The 13,824-nt window shown below is 70.7% G+C and carries 11 protein-coding genes; 4 read left to right on the top strand and 7 right to left on the bottom strand.

Annotation, left to right across the window (positions count from 1 at the left end; translation table 11 throughout):
• Positions 1-2: 2 nt before the first annotated feature.
• The gene (locus JYK02_RS06235) at positions 3-1,064 is read left to right on the top strand and encodes a DUF1611 domain-containing protein (protein WP_207049471.1); all 1,062 of its coding nucleotides are present in this window, start codon (positions 3-5) and stop codon (positions 1,062-1,064) included.
• Positions 1,061-2,131 (top strand): N-acetyl-gamma-glutamyl-phosphate reductase, encoded by a 1,071-nt coding sequence (gene argC, locus JYK02_RS06230; protein ID WP_207049468.1) that lies wholly within the window; start codon positions 1,061-1,063, stop codon positions 2,129-2,131. The genes JYK02_RS06235 and argC overlap by 4 nt, the downstream gene beginning before the upstream one ends.
• A 43-nt stretch (positions 2,132-2,174) precedes the next feature.
• On the opposite strand, the gene JYK02_RS06225 is transcribed toward argC, so the two are convergent.
• From JYK02_RS06225 to JYK02_RS06205, 5 genes are read right to left on the bottom strand one after another with little or no spacing between them, the layout of a single operon-like run.
• Positions 2,175-2,810, bottom strand: a complete 636-nt coding sequence (locus JYK02_RS06225; protein WP_347402440.1) for a hypothetical protein — start codon at positions 2,808-2,810, stop codon at positions 2,175-2,177.
• 22 nt (positions 2,811-2,832) lie between these two features.
• Positions 2,833-3,630: a tRNA pseudouridine(38-40) synthase TruA gene (gene truA / locus JYK02_RS06220; RefSeq protein ID WP_207049466.1), complete on the bottom strand. Its 798-nt coding sequence runs from the start codon at positions 3,628-3,630 to the stop codon at positions 2,833-2,835.
• Positions 3,631-3,652: 22 nt separating this feature from the next.
• On the bottom strand, positions 3,653-4,873 hold the full coding sequence (locus JYK02_RS06215) for a serine/threonine protein kinase (protein WP_207049459.1): 1,221 nt from the start codon (positions 4,871-4,873) through the stop codon (positions 3,653-3,655).
• Positions 4,874-4,906: 33 nt separating this feature from the next.
• Positions 4,907-5,893 carry a class I SAM-dependent methyltransferase gene (locus JYK02_RS06210; protein ID WP_207049457.1) on the bottom strand — a complete coding sequence of 329 codons (987 nt, stop codon included), beginning with the start codon at positions 5,891-5,893 and terminating at the stop codon, positions 4,907-4,909.
• Positions 5,894-5,907: 14 nt separating this feature from the next.
• Positions 5,908-7,236 carry an amidohydrolase family protein gene (locus tag JYK02_RS06205; RefSeq protein ID WP_207049455.1) on the bottom strand — a complete coding sequence of 443 codons (1,329 nt, stop codon included), beginning with the start codon at positions 7,234-7,236 and terminating at the stop codon, positions 5,908-5,910.
• Positions 7,237-7,736: 500 nt separating this feature from the next.
• Here JYK02_RS06205 and JYK02_RS06200 point away from each other — a divergent pair, with 500 nt between their 5' ends.
• A complete protein-coding gene (locus JYK02_RS06200; RefSeq protein ID WP_207049447.1) occupies positions 7,737-8,933 on the top strand; it encodes a hypothetical protein in 1,197 nt (398 codons plus the stop codon).
• Between the two features lie 17 nt (positions 8,934-8,950).
• Complete coding sequence (locus JYK02_RS06195) at positions 8,951-10,414, top strand: hypothetical protein (protein ID WP_207049446.1); 1,464 nt, start codon at positions 8,951-8,953, stop codon at positions 10,412-10,414.
• A gap of 102 nt (positions 10,415-10,516) precedes the next feature.
• Here JYK02_RS06195 and JYK02_RS06190 read toward each other — a convergent pair whose 3' ends face one another.
• Together JYK02_RS06190 and JYK02_RS06185 are read right to left on the bottom strand one after the other, a co-directional pair.
• Complete coding sequence (locus tag JYK02_RS06190; protein ID WP_207049444.1) at positions 10,517-10,783, bottom strand: hypothetical protein; 267 nt, start codon at positions 10,781-10,783, stop codon at positions 10,517-10,519.
• A 174-nt stretch (positions 10,784-10,957) separates the two neighbouring features.
• Positions 10,958-13,804 (bottom strand): fused MFS/spermidine synthase, encoded by a 2,847-nt coding sequence (locus JYK02_RS06185; RefSeq protein WP_347402439.1) that lies wholly within the window; start codon positions 13,802-13,804, stop codon positions 10,958-10,960.
• Positions 13,805-13,824 lie beyond the last annotated feature (20 nt).

Raw genomic sequence — 13,824 nt, 5'->3', positions numbered from 1 at the left:
ACATGAAGATCCACGTCGACAAGGTCGGAAGTGTCACCCGCAACCTCCAGGTGGGGCGCACCGTGCACCTCACGGACGAGGTGAAGTGCGAAGAGGGCGCCGTCATCGCGGTGCGCATCCACGGGGAGAAGAGCGTCTACAACCAGCTGGAGGACGTGAACGGCCGGCTCGTCACGCTCCACGCGGGCGACATCGTCGTGGGCGCGCTGGGCCACCGCAACGCCCTGCACGGCTACGAGGGCGTCGTGCCCGCGTCCGTCACGGTGGGCGACAAGCTCAACATCCTCAACATGGGCGGCGTCATCGGGAAGTGCACCTCGCACAACCCGGGCGTGGGGCCGCCGTTCGAGGCGGAGGTGCTGGGCCAGGTCCTCACCTTCCCGGAGTTCCAGTCGCGCGCGGGCCAGCACGCGCACATCTCCACCGGCGCGCTCAAGGGCACGTCGCGGGCGGTGACGTGCCCCGTGGTGTACGTGGTGGGCACCTGCATGAACGCGGGCAAGACGTACGCGGCCAGCGTCGTGGTGCGCAAGCTCTCCCAGGCGGGCTACCGCGTGGGCGGCGCGAAGCTCACGGGCGTGTCGCTGATGCGCGACACGCTGTCCATGCAGGACAGCGGCGCGGACGTGGTGATGGACTTCACCGACGCGGGCGTCGTGTGCACCGGCGCGCGCACGGCGTCCAAGGTGGCGCGCATCGTCTTCTCGGAGATGGCGGCCCAGGAGGTGGACGTCATCGTCGCGGAGACGGGCGACGGCATCATGGGCGAGTACGGCGTGCAGGCCATCCTGGCGGACCCGGAGCTCAAGGCGCTGGGCGGCGCGTACATCCTGTGCGCGAACGACCCGGTGGGCGCGGCCGGCGGCGTGCGGCACCTGCGCGAGGTGTACGGCATCGAGATGGACATGGTGGCCGGGCCCGCCACGGACAACGCGGTGGGCGTGCGCTTCGTGGAGCAGGTGGTGGGGCTGCCCGCTCGCAACGCGCGCGCGGATCCCAACGCCCTGGGGAATCTCATCGTGGAGAAGCTCGCGCCGAAGCTCGGTGCGGGGAGGAAGTCATGACGTCGCCTGCGCACATCTACATCCTGGGGGCCTCCGGTTTCGGCGGAGGCGAGCTGCTGCGGCTGCTCGCGGGCCACCCTGGCAACGCCGGCATCCGCGTGGTGTCCCGGCACCACGCGGGCTCGCCCATCCACAAGGTGCACCCGCACCTGCGCGGGCTGGTGGACGGCCGCTTCGAGGCGGAGCCGGACTGGCGCTGGCTCGCGGACTCGCAGCGCCCGGTGGTGTTCAGCGCGCTGGGCCACGGCGACCTGGCGACGCAGTTCGCCGGGCTGGAGAAGCAGTGGGCGGACGCGGGGCTCACGGACCGGATGCTGCTGGTGGACCTGTCGTCCGACTTCCGCCTGGACCACCCGGGCCGGTACGCGGGCGCCTACGGCCGGCCGCACCCGTCCCCGGACCTGCTGGGCACGTTCACCTACGGCCTCACGGAGTGGAAGCGTGAGCAGGTGAAGACGGCGAAGCGCATCGCCAACCCGGGCTGCTTCGCGACGGCGGTGCAACTGGCGCTGTTGCCCATCGCGGCCACGCCGGGGCTGGGGCTTTTGGCGGTGTCGGGCGTCACGGGCTCGTCGGGTTCCGGCTCGCTGCCGGGCGAGGGCACGCACCACCCGACGCGCGCGCACGACTTCCGCGCGTACAAGCCGCTGGAGCACCAGCACGAGGCGGAGGTGGAGGTGATGCTGGTGGCCCATGGTGCCCAGCGGCACCGGCTGGCCTTCGTGCCGCACTCGGCGCCCATGGTGCGCGGCATCTTCGCCACCGTGCAGTTCGAGTGGCCGGAGCACGGCGGCGCGGTGGTGACGCAGTCGCTGACGGAGAAGTACCGCCGCTACTACGAGGGCTCGAAGTTCGTGCGCATCGTGGAGGGCACGCCGCGCGTGGCGGCCGTCGCGGGCAGCAACTTCTGCGACATCTCCGTGGCGACGAAGGGCCGCTCCGTGGCGGTGATGGCGGCGCTGGACAACCTGGTGAAGGGCATGGCCGGACAGGCCGTGCAGAACTTCAACGTGGCCCTTGGCTACCCCGAGGACACCGGCCTGCGCCAGGCGGCCTGCTACCCGTAGGACGTGGAACGCGAGGCGGCTTCGGCACGAAACCGGAGCCGCCTCAAGCCGCGGGCGTCTTCGTCGCGTCGCCCGGGGAAGCAGCCGTCCCCTCGGGTGCGGCGGAGGTGTCCGGGGAAGCCGCCCCCTCGCGCTGCTCCAGACGGGCGCCTCCTGCTTCAGCGGCCTTGAGGAACTCGTCGTACTCCGACTTGCGCGCGGCGGCCTTCTCCTGCGCGGCGGCGGAGCCCTTCTCCGCGGCGGCACGGCCCGCGCGGATGGCCCGGGCGCTCAGCAGGATGCCGCCCACGAAGGCCACGAGGCGCAGCCCGGACGCGAAGCTCCAGCCCGAGGTGAGGCCCTCCAGGCCGTCGCGCACGAAGTTGAGCGCGACCACGAACACGCCCCCGGAGACAGCGGCCCCCACGGCCGTGGTCCACGTGCGCAGTGCGACGACGCGGGCCGCGCCGTAGCAGAGCGCCGGCAGCACCGCGAGCACCCACAGGTCCTCCAGCACCACCGCCATCGGGATGCGCAGGAAGTCCGAGGGCAGCGCGTTCACCCGCGAGTGCAGGCGCAGCACCAGCGACACGCTGAGCATGGCCCCCAGCACCAGCGACAGGAAGCCCAGTCCGACGATGAACTGGAAGCGGCGGACGCGGACGCGCAGGGGCTCGAGGGCACTGGGTTTGGAGCTCACGGGCCCAAAGCCTAGCGCACTCTCACCCTTCGTCCTCTTCCCCGACAGCCGCGTCCCCCGCCGAGCGAGGGGGCGGGCCGTCGCCGTAGAAGACCTCCTCCAGCACCAGCCCCTGTGGCGGCGCCGTGGCCCCGGCCAGCTTGCGCTCGCGCGAGGCCAGCACCTCCGACACCCAGGCCTCGGGGCGGCGGCCCTTGCCCACCTCCACCAGCGTGCCCACCAGGTTGCGCACCATGTGCTTGAGGAACGCGGTGCCCTCCACCACGACGGCCACGGTGTCGCCGGAGGCTCCCTCCACGCGCACCTGCCGGATCTCGCGCACCGCATGCTTCGCCTGGCAGTCCGCGGCGCGGAACGCGGAGAAGTCGTGCCGGCCGATGAGGGCCTGCGACGCGCGGAGCATGGCCTCCACGTCCAGCGGAGCGAACAGCTCCCAGTGCGTCGTGCGCAGCAGCGGGGACCGCGTGCGCCGGTTGCTCAGCCGGTAGCGGTAGCGCTTGCCGCGCGACCAGCGGCGCGGATCGAAGTCCGGGGCCACCTCCTCCGCGGCCACCACCGCGATGTCCGGCGGAAGGATGCCATTGAGCCCCATCGTGTATGCCTTCATCGGCAGCACACGCGGCGAGTCGAAGCAAGCCACCTGCCCCGTCGCATGCACGCCCGCGTCGGTGCGGCCGGCGGAAGCCACGAACACGCGTTCGCCCACGAGCTTCTGGAGCGCGTCTTGGAGCGTGGACTGGATGGACGGCCCGTTGGGCTGCACCTGCCAGCCCACGTACCGGGTGCCTTCGTATTCGAGCGTCAGCTTCAGCCGGGGCATGGGGTGAGCAGGGGCACGCGGATCAACGCGACTTCAGCCAGCCCTCCAGCACATCCGCCGCGAGCTTCGCCAAGGAGACGTTCGCCTTGCGCGCCTGGGACTCCAGCTTCTCGTACAGCGAGGGGTCCAGGGTGAGCGCGAGCAGGCGCGGCTCGGTGGCGGGGAGGTCATCCATGCGCATGGCCTCCGTGGGCGGGCCTTCCACGGACGCCACCACCTCCGACAGCTCCAGCGCCACTTCCGACGTGGGCGCGGAGGACTGGCGCGTGGACAGCCGCTTCAGCTCCTGCGGGCGCTCGTCCTCGAAGAGCTGCTTGACGAAGTTGGCCAGGTGCAGCGGCGTGGGCGTGAAGTCATACGCGTCCAGGAACGCATCCAGGTCGCGCTGCATGTCCAGCGCCGTCTGGTAGCGGCGCTCGCGGTCGCGGGCGAGCGCGCGCATCAGGATGGCCTCCACGCGCTCCGGCAGGTCCTCGCGGAAGTACGACGGCGCGTAGATCTTCGCCTCGGTGATGCTGCGCATGACGGCGACGTCGGACTCGCCGGTGAAGAGCTTGAAGCCGGTGAGCCACTCGTAGAGGACGGTGCCCAGCGAGAAGATGTCGCTGCGGCAGTCCAGCGTCCGGCCCAGGCACTGCTCCGGGGAGAGGTAGCTGAGCTTGCCCTTGATCTCCCCCGAGCGCGTCTCCTCCACCTGGTTGGCGGCCTTGGCGATGCCGAAGTCGAGCACCTTCACCGAGCCGTCGAACGCGACGACGATGTTCTCCGGCGTCACGTCGCGGTGGACGATGTTGAGCGGGTTGCCGTAGCGGTCCTTCTTCGTGTGCGCGTAGTGCAGGCCCGCGCAGACGCAGGAGGCAATCTTCAGCGCGTACACCATGGGGAACGGAATCCCCATGGACTCGGCCTTGGGCACGACGCGGCGCATGTCGCGGCCGGACACGTACTCCATGGCGATGAAGTAGCTGTCGACGATCTTCCCCAGGTCGTGGATCTGCACGATGTTGGGGTGGTTGAGCTGGGCGGCCAGCCGCGCCTCGTTGAGGAACATCTTCACGAAGGCCGCGTGCTTGGACAGGTGCGGACGGATGCGCTTGATGACGATGGGCGTCTCGTCACCGCTCGCATCCACCTGGTGCGCGAGGAAGATCTCCGCCATGCCCCCCACGGCGATCCGGTCGATGAGCCGGTAGTTGCCGAAGCGGAACGCGTCGCGCGGGGGCGAGGAGGCGGCGGGAGCCATGGAAGCAATCTAGCCGCGCCCTACCCGGAGGCGCTAACGAAGTTGGACGACGTGCACCTTGAGCGCCGGTTCCTCGCCAGGAGGGGCCGGAAAGTCGAGCCCCGAGGGACCGAGCGACCCCACTGCCTTCCCCGTCCTGCCAGCCCGCGTCACGCCTTCCATCACCATCGTTTCGAAGCGGCGCGAGGGCAGTCCCGCCAGGTTGCAGCAGGCGACCAGGCGTCCCTTGGGAGCCACCACCTTCGCGGCGGCCTCGGCCAGCCGGGCGTAGTCGCGAGCGGCGGAGAAGCGCGTCGTCTTCGTGGTGGAGAACGACGGAGGGTCCGCGACCACGACGTCGAAGGACTCCCCCTTCTTCGCGAGCCGTCCGAGCCAATCGAAGACATCGCCAGCCACGTAGTCATAGCGGTCCACGGATTGACCGTTGAGGCGCGCGTTTTCCTCGCCCCACTCGAGCACGCGGCGGCTGGCGTCCATGTTGAGCACGCGCTTCGCGCCCCCGGCGGTCGCGGCGACGCCGAAGGCGCACGTGTACGCGAAGAGATTGAGGACGGTGAGCCCGGAGGCCTGGGACTGGAGCCACGCGCGCGTGTCGCGCATGTCCAGGTAGAGCCCCACGGAGAGGCCTTGTCCCGGGCGGATGTGGAAGGACAGGCCGTTCTCCTTCGCGACGAAGTCCTCCACGGGCTCACCGCGAGCCGCGGACTCCGGAGCCAGCGCGTCCTTCGCCACGTTGGCGAGCACGCGCGCCTCCCGGGGACGGCGCTTGAGGTAGACGCTCCGGGGAGCCCACGCGGAGACAGCGGCGTCGAGCAGCGTGGCCTCTTCCGGTTCCGTCAGGTCGCGGTAGAGGCTCACCACGACGACGTCGCCAAAGACATCCGCGGTCACTTCGGGCACGCCATCCGCGGCGCCGTTCAGCAGGCGGAACGCGGAGGTGGCGGGGTCGGCGAGCAGCGCCCCCCGGCGGGAGCGGGAAGCGCGCAGCAGGTCCACGAGCTGGGGAGGCAGGGCACTCACGCGCCCCTTCTACCCTACGAACCCAGCCGTGCGCGGGACCAGACGCGAGCGAGCGCGGCGGCGGCGTCGCGGGCCAGCTCCACGTAGTCATTGCCCAGCAGCTGCCCTTCGCGGACGCAGACGCGGCCATCGACGATGGTCCACGCCACGCGGGCGGCGACGAGCTGGCCCAGGAGGAACGGCGAGTAGCCCGTCTCCGGGTCGGCGGCGGGGATGGCGTCGTAGACGACGAGGTCCGCGATGCTGCCCTCGTCCACGCCGCCCGAAGGCTTGCCATACAGGCGGGTGCAGAGCTCCGCGGGGCCGCTGACGAACAGGTGCGCCAGCGAATCATCCAGGTCCGGCATGCGCCCGGAGCGCGCCAGGGACAGCATGCTGACGAGCGCCCCGGCGAGTTCCTCCTGGAGGGTGCCATGGCCGCCAGTGCCCAGACCCACGAGGTGGAGGCTGGACAGCGCGCCGTCAGCGGATTCGGCCGCGCGGTCCATGGAGCGCGTGGCGCGGGGAGTGAGGGCGATGAACGTGCCGGAGGCGGCCAGCCGTTCCGCCTCGGAGCGCTCCACGGCGCGAGGGTAGCCGGCGATGGCGTGAGGCCCCAGCAGGCCCAGCGCATCCAGGCGCGGCACGACGCGGCGGCCGTGCGTGGAGTAGGTCGTGGAGAGGTCGTCCTCGTTCTCCGCGAGGTGGAAGACGACGGACGCGTTCAGCTCCTGGCGGTGCCCCGCGATGCGGGACAGGAGGGCGTCCTCGCAGGTGTAGGACGCATGGAAGCCCAGGGCGCCCCGGACGCGAGGGTGTTCCCGGTAGCGGCGGACGAATTCGGCGTTGGCATCGGCCTGGGAGTCGGCCACGGCGGCGCCATCCAGGCTGTGCGTGGAGTGGGACGTGACCAGGCGGATGCCCAGCGAGTTCGCGGCGCGGGCCTGGGCCTCCAGGGCGCCAGCGACGTCGCTGGGGCAGGACAGGTGGTCGACGACGAGGGAGACGCCATCCAGCAGCGCGCGAGCGGCGGCGAAGCGGGTGAGGATCTCCACGTCCTCGGCGGTGAGGAGGTTGGCCACGCCGCGCATGCGCTCCAGGCGCGAGCGGGGCTGACGCAGGAGGAAGTCGCCATTGGGGGGCAGGAGCTGCCCGTTGACCATGTGCGAGTGACAGTCCACGAGGCCGGGGGCGACGAGCCGGCCGCGACACGCCACTTCCCAGTCACCGGGGAGCACGGGCACCTCGGCGTCCGGAGCGACGCGGCGGATGATGCCCTCTTCGACCACGACGGCCATGCCGTGGCGGACGCGACCGTCCGCACGGAACACGGCGCAGTTCTTCAGAAGCAGTCGGCCTTCCATGGACATCCCCGTTTTAGCACGGGGTGGGTGGCGGATGAACCCCGTCCCCTACACAGAGTCCCCGAGCGGCAAATCCATGCAGGCTCCAGGGTCGCATGTCTCCTGCGACGACGCCGGGTCGAGCAATTCGACCCGCCACCTCCCATTGCGCCTCATCCGCTCATCGATGGCGTCATAGGTCGAAGACCGTGAGACATGGATCAACCAGGCACGCCGCCCGAGAAAGAACACCGAGCCGGCCAACCACGCTGCCCAGAGGATCCAGAACAGGGGTCCGCCCAGCAGCGGGCACTCCCAGGCCATACAAGCCACGAGGCCGACAAACAAAAGCCCGAACACCGCCAGACGCATCCACTCCCCGTAGGACGCGGGTGCCCCGTGGCGATCGGTCTTCCCCCCAGCATCTGTCGCACCTCCTGCGGCCCGTCCCCTCCTCCCCGCCCGGCAGGCAGGGCAGCGCGGGTCCTGGGCCCCTGGGGACCCGGTATACTCCCAATCCCATGACACCGCTGAGCCCCGGAGTCGCCACCGCCACGGAGCAGGACACGCCGGCCGCCCCCGGCACCCTGCGCTTTCGCCGCCTGTGGCTGTTCTCCCCCCGGGCCGACCTCGCCATCCTGGGCATCCCCCTGGCGCTGACGCTGGTGGCCGCTGTCGCCAGCACGTTCCTCGCCCCGGACGCCGAGGACAACGCCCACCGGCTGCTGGGGTGGACGGCCCAGAACCTCCTGGGCAACGCCACGCACGTCATCCTGACGTTCCTGCTCTTCGGCGTGCACCGTGACGTGCTGACCGCCGCCCCCAAGCAGCCGCGCACCATCCTGGCCGGTGCGCTGGCCATGCTCGGAGTGGGAACCGCGCTGTTCTTCACCTTCTACGCCGACCGCTCCATCCACACCTTCGCCGTGGCCGTCATCTTCAACGTCTTCGGCATGCACCACACCCTGTCGCAACACCGGGGCCTGTGGTCCCTGCACGGCCTGCGCGGCGGACAGGAGGGCCTGGCCTCACCCTCCCCGCTCGAGCGCAAGCTCCAGCAGCTCTACGTCCCGCTGCTGCTCTCCGTCCTCCTCGTCCGCATCTTCTTCGTCGCCGAGTCCGCCGCCCCCGGAGCCCCCGCGTACCTCGACGTGGGTCAGGGCGCGGTGCTGCCGTGGCAGACGCTACCCCTGCTCATCGCCGTCTGGCTGGGCTACTTCCTGCTGCTCTTCCGGAGCGTGCTCCGCTCCGGCACCGCCAGCGGCCCCAAGGTGCTCTACCTCCTGGGCATGGCCACGGCGACGGGCCTGGCGCTCGTGGCCCCGTCCTGGGGCTACGTGATGCTCCCGGGCATGCACGGCCTGGAGTACTACGTGCTCAGCGCCCGCATGCTGGAGCCGCGCGAAGGCGACGCTCCCCGCCTCAGCCAGAAGCTCATCTGGCCCGCGATGATTGCCTCCATGCTCCCGCTGTTCGCGTTGGGCGTGGTGCATGGCTTCCTGCTGGAGGGGCCCATGCGCGGCTCACTGGGCATCGGCGGTGGCGCGCAGGCGCATCCCCTGCTCCGTGCGCTGACCTGCCTGAGCTTCGCGTGCGTGCTCGCGCACTACTTCGCGGACGCCTTCATCTTCCGCTTCCGCATCCCATCCATCCGGCAGGTGATGCTGCGCCGCCTGGGCTTCTCCAGCGGCCCCCGCCCGCCCCTGTCCGCGCGGTAGGGGTTTACGCAAACGCCATGCGGTTCCGTCGCTTCCTGCCCGCCCCCGTGGCCGTGTTCGCGCTGGGGCTCATCTTCTGGTTGGGGCTGCGGCCCCTGCGCAACTACGACCTGTTCTTCCACATGGCGGGCGGCCGCTATGTGCTGGAGCACGGCTTCACCCGCGTGGATCCCTTCAGCGTGACGGGCACCGCGGGCTGGGTCCCCCACGAGTGGGGCTTCGGCGTGCTCTGCGTCCTGCTCGTGAAGGTCCTGGGCGCCGCGGGGCCTTCGCTCTTCGTCGCCGCGCTCGTGGCGGCCAACGGGGTCCTGCTCTGGGTCGCCCTGCGGCGCGCGGACCCGCGGCCCTCCCACCTGCTCGTGCTGCTGTGTCTGGGCCTTGTTTCGGCCGTCCAGGCCCACACCTGGCTCGAGGAGCGCCCCTTCCACGTGGGACACCTGTTCTTCGTCCTCGCGATCCTGGGTGTCCAGGCCTGGCGGCAGGGCCAGGAGAAGGTGCTCTGGGCCTTCCCCCTCCTGGGCCTCGCCTGGGCCAACCTGCATGGCAGCTGGCTGCTGGGGCCGGCGGTGCTCGCGTCCACCGCGATGGGCACGGCCCTGGATGACCGCAGCCCCGCGTCACTGCGCCGTTGCGGGACCGCGCTCGCCGCGGCGCTCGCGATGTTCCTCGTCGCGGGCGTGTCGCCAGACGGCCCTCACATCTACCTGTATCCCATCCAGCACTCGCTCCTGCCGTCCACCCAGCGCATCAACGAGTGGGGCCCCCTGGACCTGGAGCTGCGCTGGAGCTGGGTCTACCTGCTGCTCTTCGGCGCGTGCCTCTTCGTCATCGGCCGCGCCCCGGTGCGGCGGGCCGCGTCCCTCCTGCCCTCGCTCGTGCTGGGGGTCGCCGCGCTGAAGGTCCAGCGCCACGCGCCGTTCGCCGCCGTGCTCGTCGCGCTCGCCCTGGTGGAGCACGCGCGCACGGGCACCGCGGACGCGCCCGCCCTCCCCCGCCTGCTGTCGCGGCTCGAGCGCGCCCTGGCCTCGTGGAGTACCGGTACGTCCCTGGCGCTGTGGCCCGCCGTCCTGGTGGCCAGCCTCATCACGCTGCACGCGGGCGCGCCCCGTCCCGTGGAGCAGGGGACACACCCCAGCATTCCCCTGCCCGTGCTCCAGGCCCTGGGCCGGCAGCCGCCGGGCCGCGTGCTCAACCGCTTCGTCATGGGCGGGCCCATCTCCTACTTCGCGGGCGCCCCGTACAAGGTCTACATCGACAGCCGGAATGATCCGTTCCCCGCCGCCATCCACCGGGCCTACGAACAGCTCCTGTGGTCCGAGCCCGGCTGGGAGCAGGCGCTGGAGGCCTATGCCCCCGACTACATCGTCTGGGACACGCAGAACCCGGGCCACCTCCTGTTGGACCACCTCCGGGAGCGCGGCGGCTGGCGCGAGCTGACGCGGGCGAACGGCTGGGTCCTCTGGGCCCGCGAGCGCACCTAGAAACACGAATGGCAGGCCCTTCCATCCGGAGGGACCTGCCATCCACCGGGACGCCAGCACCGCGAGGGCGCCGGCATCTCCCGGACGAACCGCGGAAGCGGCTCAGTTGTAGGTGTTGTTCTGACCGAAGGTCTTCATCGTCTTCTTCTTCAGGTCGTTGGACGCCGTCTGGCCGTCGTTCGCCACGTTGTCCTCACCGGCCAGCGCCGCGGCCGAGGCGCCGAACAGCTTGCGGATGTTGTCGCCGAACAGGGTGATGACGCCGATGGCGGCGATCGCGATGAGGGCAACGATGATGATGTACTCGGTCATGCCCTGACCACGGTTCTTGCGGAACTGCTTCTTCGGGGCCTTCGCGATCGCGTTCATGGGAAACTCCGGGGGTCGTTGCAGCGGTGGAGAGACACACCCTGCGGGAAGTCAGGGTCGATACAGACAGTATTACGGGCGGGCAAGCACCTCCATCCGTCATCGGGAGGATGGGGGGCCGACTCAAGGAATATCGCGGACCTGGAGCCTCTCAAGGGCTGATCAGCCCCTGTTTCAGGGCCCGCCGGGCGCCGCGGTCGGCGTCCGGACCGGGGACTCGCAGGCGGCCGGTGGCAGGGCCTCGCAGTAGGCCTTGAAGGCCCTCCGCAGCGCCGCGTTCTGGGGGTGTTTCGCCGCCACCTCCCGGCCCACCGAGAGCGCCCCATCCACCTTCATGGGCGTCCACACCGTGCGCGCGGACCACGCCTGGGCCGTCACCAGCTTGAGGTACTCGGTGATCAGCTCCGGGGAACGGCCGCCCTTCGCCACCTCCGGCTCCAGCAGCGACGCCGCCAGCGTCAGGTCCCCCTGCGCCAGCACCGCCTTGCCCAGCGCGAGCGCGGACGCCGGGTCCTCCGGCGCCAGCGACCGCCACAGCGCCGCCACGCCCCGGACCACCGGGTCCTTCTCCGAGTGGTAGCGATCCACGTTGCGGTACAGCCCCGCGACCTGCTCGGCGGTGGGCGGGTGCTCGCGCAGGTACTGGTGCAGCAGCAGCCCCGGTCCCGAGTCCGGCGCCCGGCGCTCGTCCTTCACCCGCACGTCCAGGTTCGCGAGGAAGAAGGCCACCGGAGACGCGTACTCCAGCAGGTTGTGGTCGTCCGTGTTGATGGGGCCCTCGCCCGCGAAGTCCTTCTGTCCGGCCTCGGTGTGCACCTGCTTGGACAGCAAGCCGAACAGGTCATGGATCTCCACCCGCGCCAGGTCCGCCTTCACGTCCGGCCGGGCCATGCGCGCCGCCACCGCCGCCGCGTCGAACGACAGCGGCTTGCGGCTGGCCACCATCACCAGGTCCTCCGGCCCCAGCCACGTCGTGGCGTGCGGGAAGGTGTCGTGCAGCGTGCGCATCACCAGCCGCACCAGCTCGCGGTTGCTCTCGTAGGTGTGGATCCACTGCACCAGCACGCCGTCGTCCGTCAGGTGCTTGTCCACCAGTTGGAAGAAGTCGCGCGTGAAGAGGCCGGACACGCCCGTCACCCAGGGGTTGGACGGCACGCTGACGATGAGGTCGTACTTGATGGGCGCCAGCGCCATGAACGTCTTCGCGTCGTCGATGTGGATGTGCATGCGCGGGTCATCCAGCACGTTCCGGTTGTCCGCCTTGAACAGGCGCGCCGCTTCAATGACGGCTGGCGAGATCTCCACCATGTCCAGGCGCTCCAGCGGGTGGGACAGCACGCTGCCCGCCGTGATGGCCGCGCCCGAGCCGATGAGCAGCGCGTTCTTCGGCTCGCGAGGGTGCAACAACGCGCCCAGCTGGCCTGCCATCACCTGCGTCTCGATGTCGCCGCCGTTCGTGGCGTCCGTCTTGCCGTTGATCTTCATGAAGCGGAGGTTCTCGCTCGGCAGGTCCCCCACCATCACCGTGGCGAAGGTGTCGTCCGCGTAGAACCGGGGCGTGATGCGCTTCTCGTTGGACTCCACCAGCTTCGCGTAACTCTCAGGGGGCTTCTCGTACGCGCGCATCGCCGCGATGCTGGACAGCCGCTGCGGCCAGCCATGCATGCTGCCCAGCACCACCGCCGCCAGCACCGCCGCCACACCCACCGGCGCGAAGGTCCGCCAGGCCGGAGCCGGCGCGCCCTCCCCTTCCTTCGGCGGAGACAGCGCACGGAACGCCAGGGCCGCGGCAATCAGGTTCACCACCGCGCCCGCGATGAAGTTGCCCTGCATGCCCCAGAAGGGCATCAGCACCAGCCCTCCCAGCACGGAGCCGGACAGCGTGCCCGCCGTGTTCCAAAGGTAGACGCCGCCCAGCTCGCGCCCCACCTCGGACACCTTCGCCGTGGCCACGCGGGCCGCCGCGGGGAACGCCGCGCCCATGATGAACGTGGGCACCAGCAGCACCACGCAGCAGAACGCGAAGGTGATGCCCTGGAAGATGGGCCACGTCTCCACCGCGCGCGTGAGCATCCACTCGGACCAGCGGAACAGGTGCGGCAGCCGCACGTACAACGGCAGCGCCACGCAGAGGCTCAACACCAGCCCCACCTGCGTCCAGCCATACAGCTTCAGCGAGTCCCCACCCTCCTTGCGCGTCATCAGCCAGAAGCTGCCCAGGCCGATGCCCAGGATGAACGCCGTCAGGATGAGCGTGAAGGCATACGTGGACGCGCCCAGCACGATGGCCAGCAGGCGGATCCACGTCACCTGATACAGCATGGACGTGAAGCCAGACAGCATCACGCCGATGAGCGCCGCCCGCACCGCCCGCCGGGGATAGGCCACGTCCTCCGCGCCCGGAGCCGCGCCCACCAGCACCGCCGGTGGGTGCTGCCGGGCCAGCGCCAACGCCGCCAGTGCGAGGAACACGTTGAGCCCGGCGGCGATCTGCGCGGACGCGGACAGGCCCACCAGCGGCACCAGCCGCGTGCCCGCCACGTACACACCCACCGCCGCGCCCAGGCTGTTGATGGCATACAGCCGCGCCAGCTCCTTGCGCACGCCCGCCAGGCTCGCCGCGAAGTGGCGCACCAGCGCCGGCAGCGTGCCGCCCATCAGCAGCGTGGGCACCACCAGCGACAGCGAGGACACGAGCAGGCGCGGCGCCACCCGCAGGCCTTCCGGAACGTGGGGCGCCAGGGCCAGCCAGAGGTGCTCCAGCCCACCCAGCACGTAGGGGAACGCCAGCGCGTACAGCCCCACGCCCAGCTCCAGCACGCCGTAGAGGGCCAGCGGGCTCTTCACCCGGTCCGCTGTCCGCCCGAAGACAAACGCCCCCAGCGCCAGGCCCCCCATGAACGTGGCCAGCACGACGGCGTGCGCCTGCCCGCTGTTGCCCAGCACGTTCCCCAGGTATTTGGACCAGACCAGCTCGTAGACGAGCGCGGTCGCCCCGGACAGGAACAGAAGGGCGGCCACAAGGTTCTTCGGAGGACGTG

This window comes from Corallococcus macrosporus (assembly GCF_017302985.1).
Classification (GTDB): Bacteria; Myxococcota; Myxococcia; order Myxococcales; family Myxococcaceae; genus Corallococcus; species Corallococcus macrosporus_A.
This window is presented reverse-complemented; position numbering and strand designations above follow the sequence as displayed.

Bases quoted from the DNA above. Each gene is read 5' to 3' on its own strand.
- JYK02_RS06200 (WP_207049447.1), top strand. From the start codon at position 7,737: ATGACACCGCTGAGCCCCGGAGTCGCCACCGCCACGGAGCAGGACACG.
- JYK02_RS06235 (WP_207049471.1), top strand. From the start codon at position 3: ATGAAGATCCACGTCGACAAGGTCGGAAGTGTCACCCGCAACCTCCAG.
- JYK02_RS06195 (WP_207049446.1), top strand. From the start codon at position 8,951: ATGCGGTTCCGTCGCTTCCTGCCCGCCCCCGTGGCCGTGTTCGCGCTG.
- truA (WP_207049466.1), bottom strand. From the start codon at position 3,630: ATGCCCCGGCTGAAGCTGACGCTCGAATACGAAGGCACCCGGTACGTG.
- JYK02_RS06205 (WP_207049455.1), bottom strand. From the start codon at position 7,236: ATGGAAGGCCGACTGCTTCTGAAGAACTGCGCCGTGTTCCGTGCGGAC.
- JYK02_RS06190 (WP_207049444.1), bottom strand. From the start codon at position 10,783: ATGAACGCGATCGCGAAGGCCCCGAAGAAGCAGTTCCGCAAGAACCGT.
- JYK02_RS06215 (WP_207049459.1), bottom strand. From the start codon at position 4,873: ATGGCTCCCGCCGCCTCCTCGCCCCCGCGCGACGCGTTCCGCTTCGGC.
- argC (WP_207049468.1), top strand. From the start codon at position 1,061: ATGACGTCGCCTGCGCACATCTACATCCTGGGGGCCTCCGGTTTCGGC.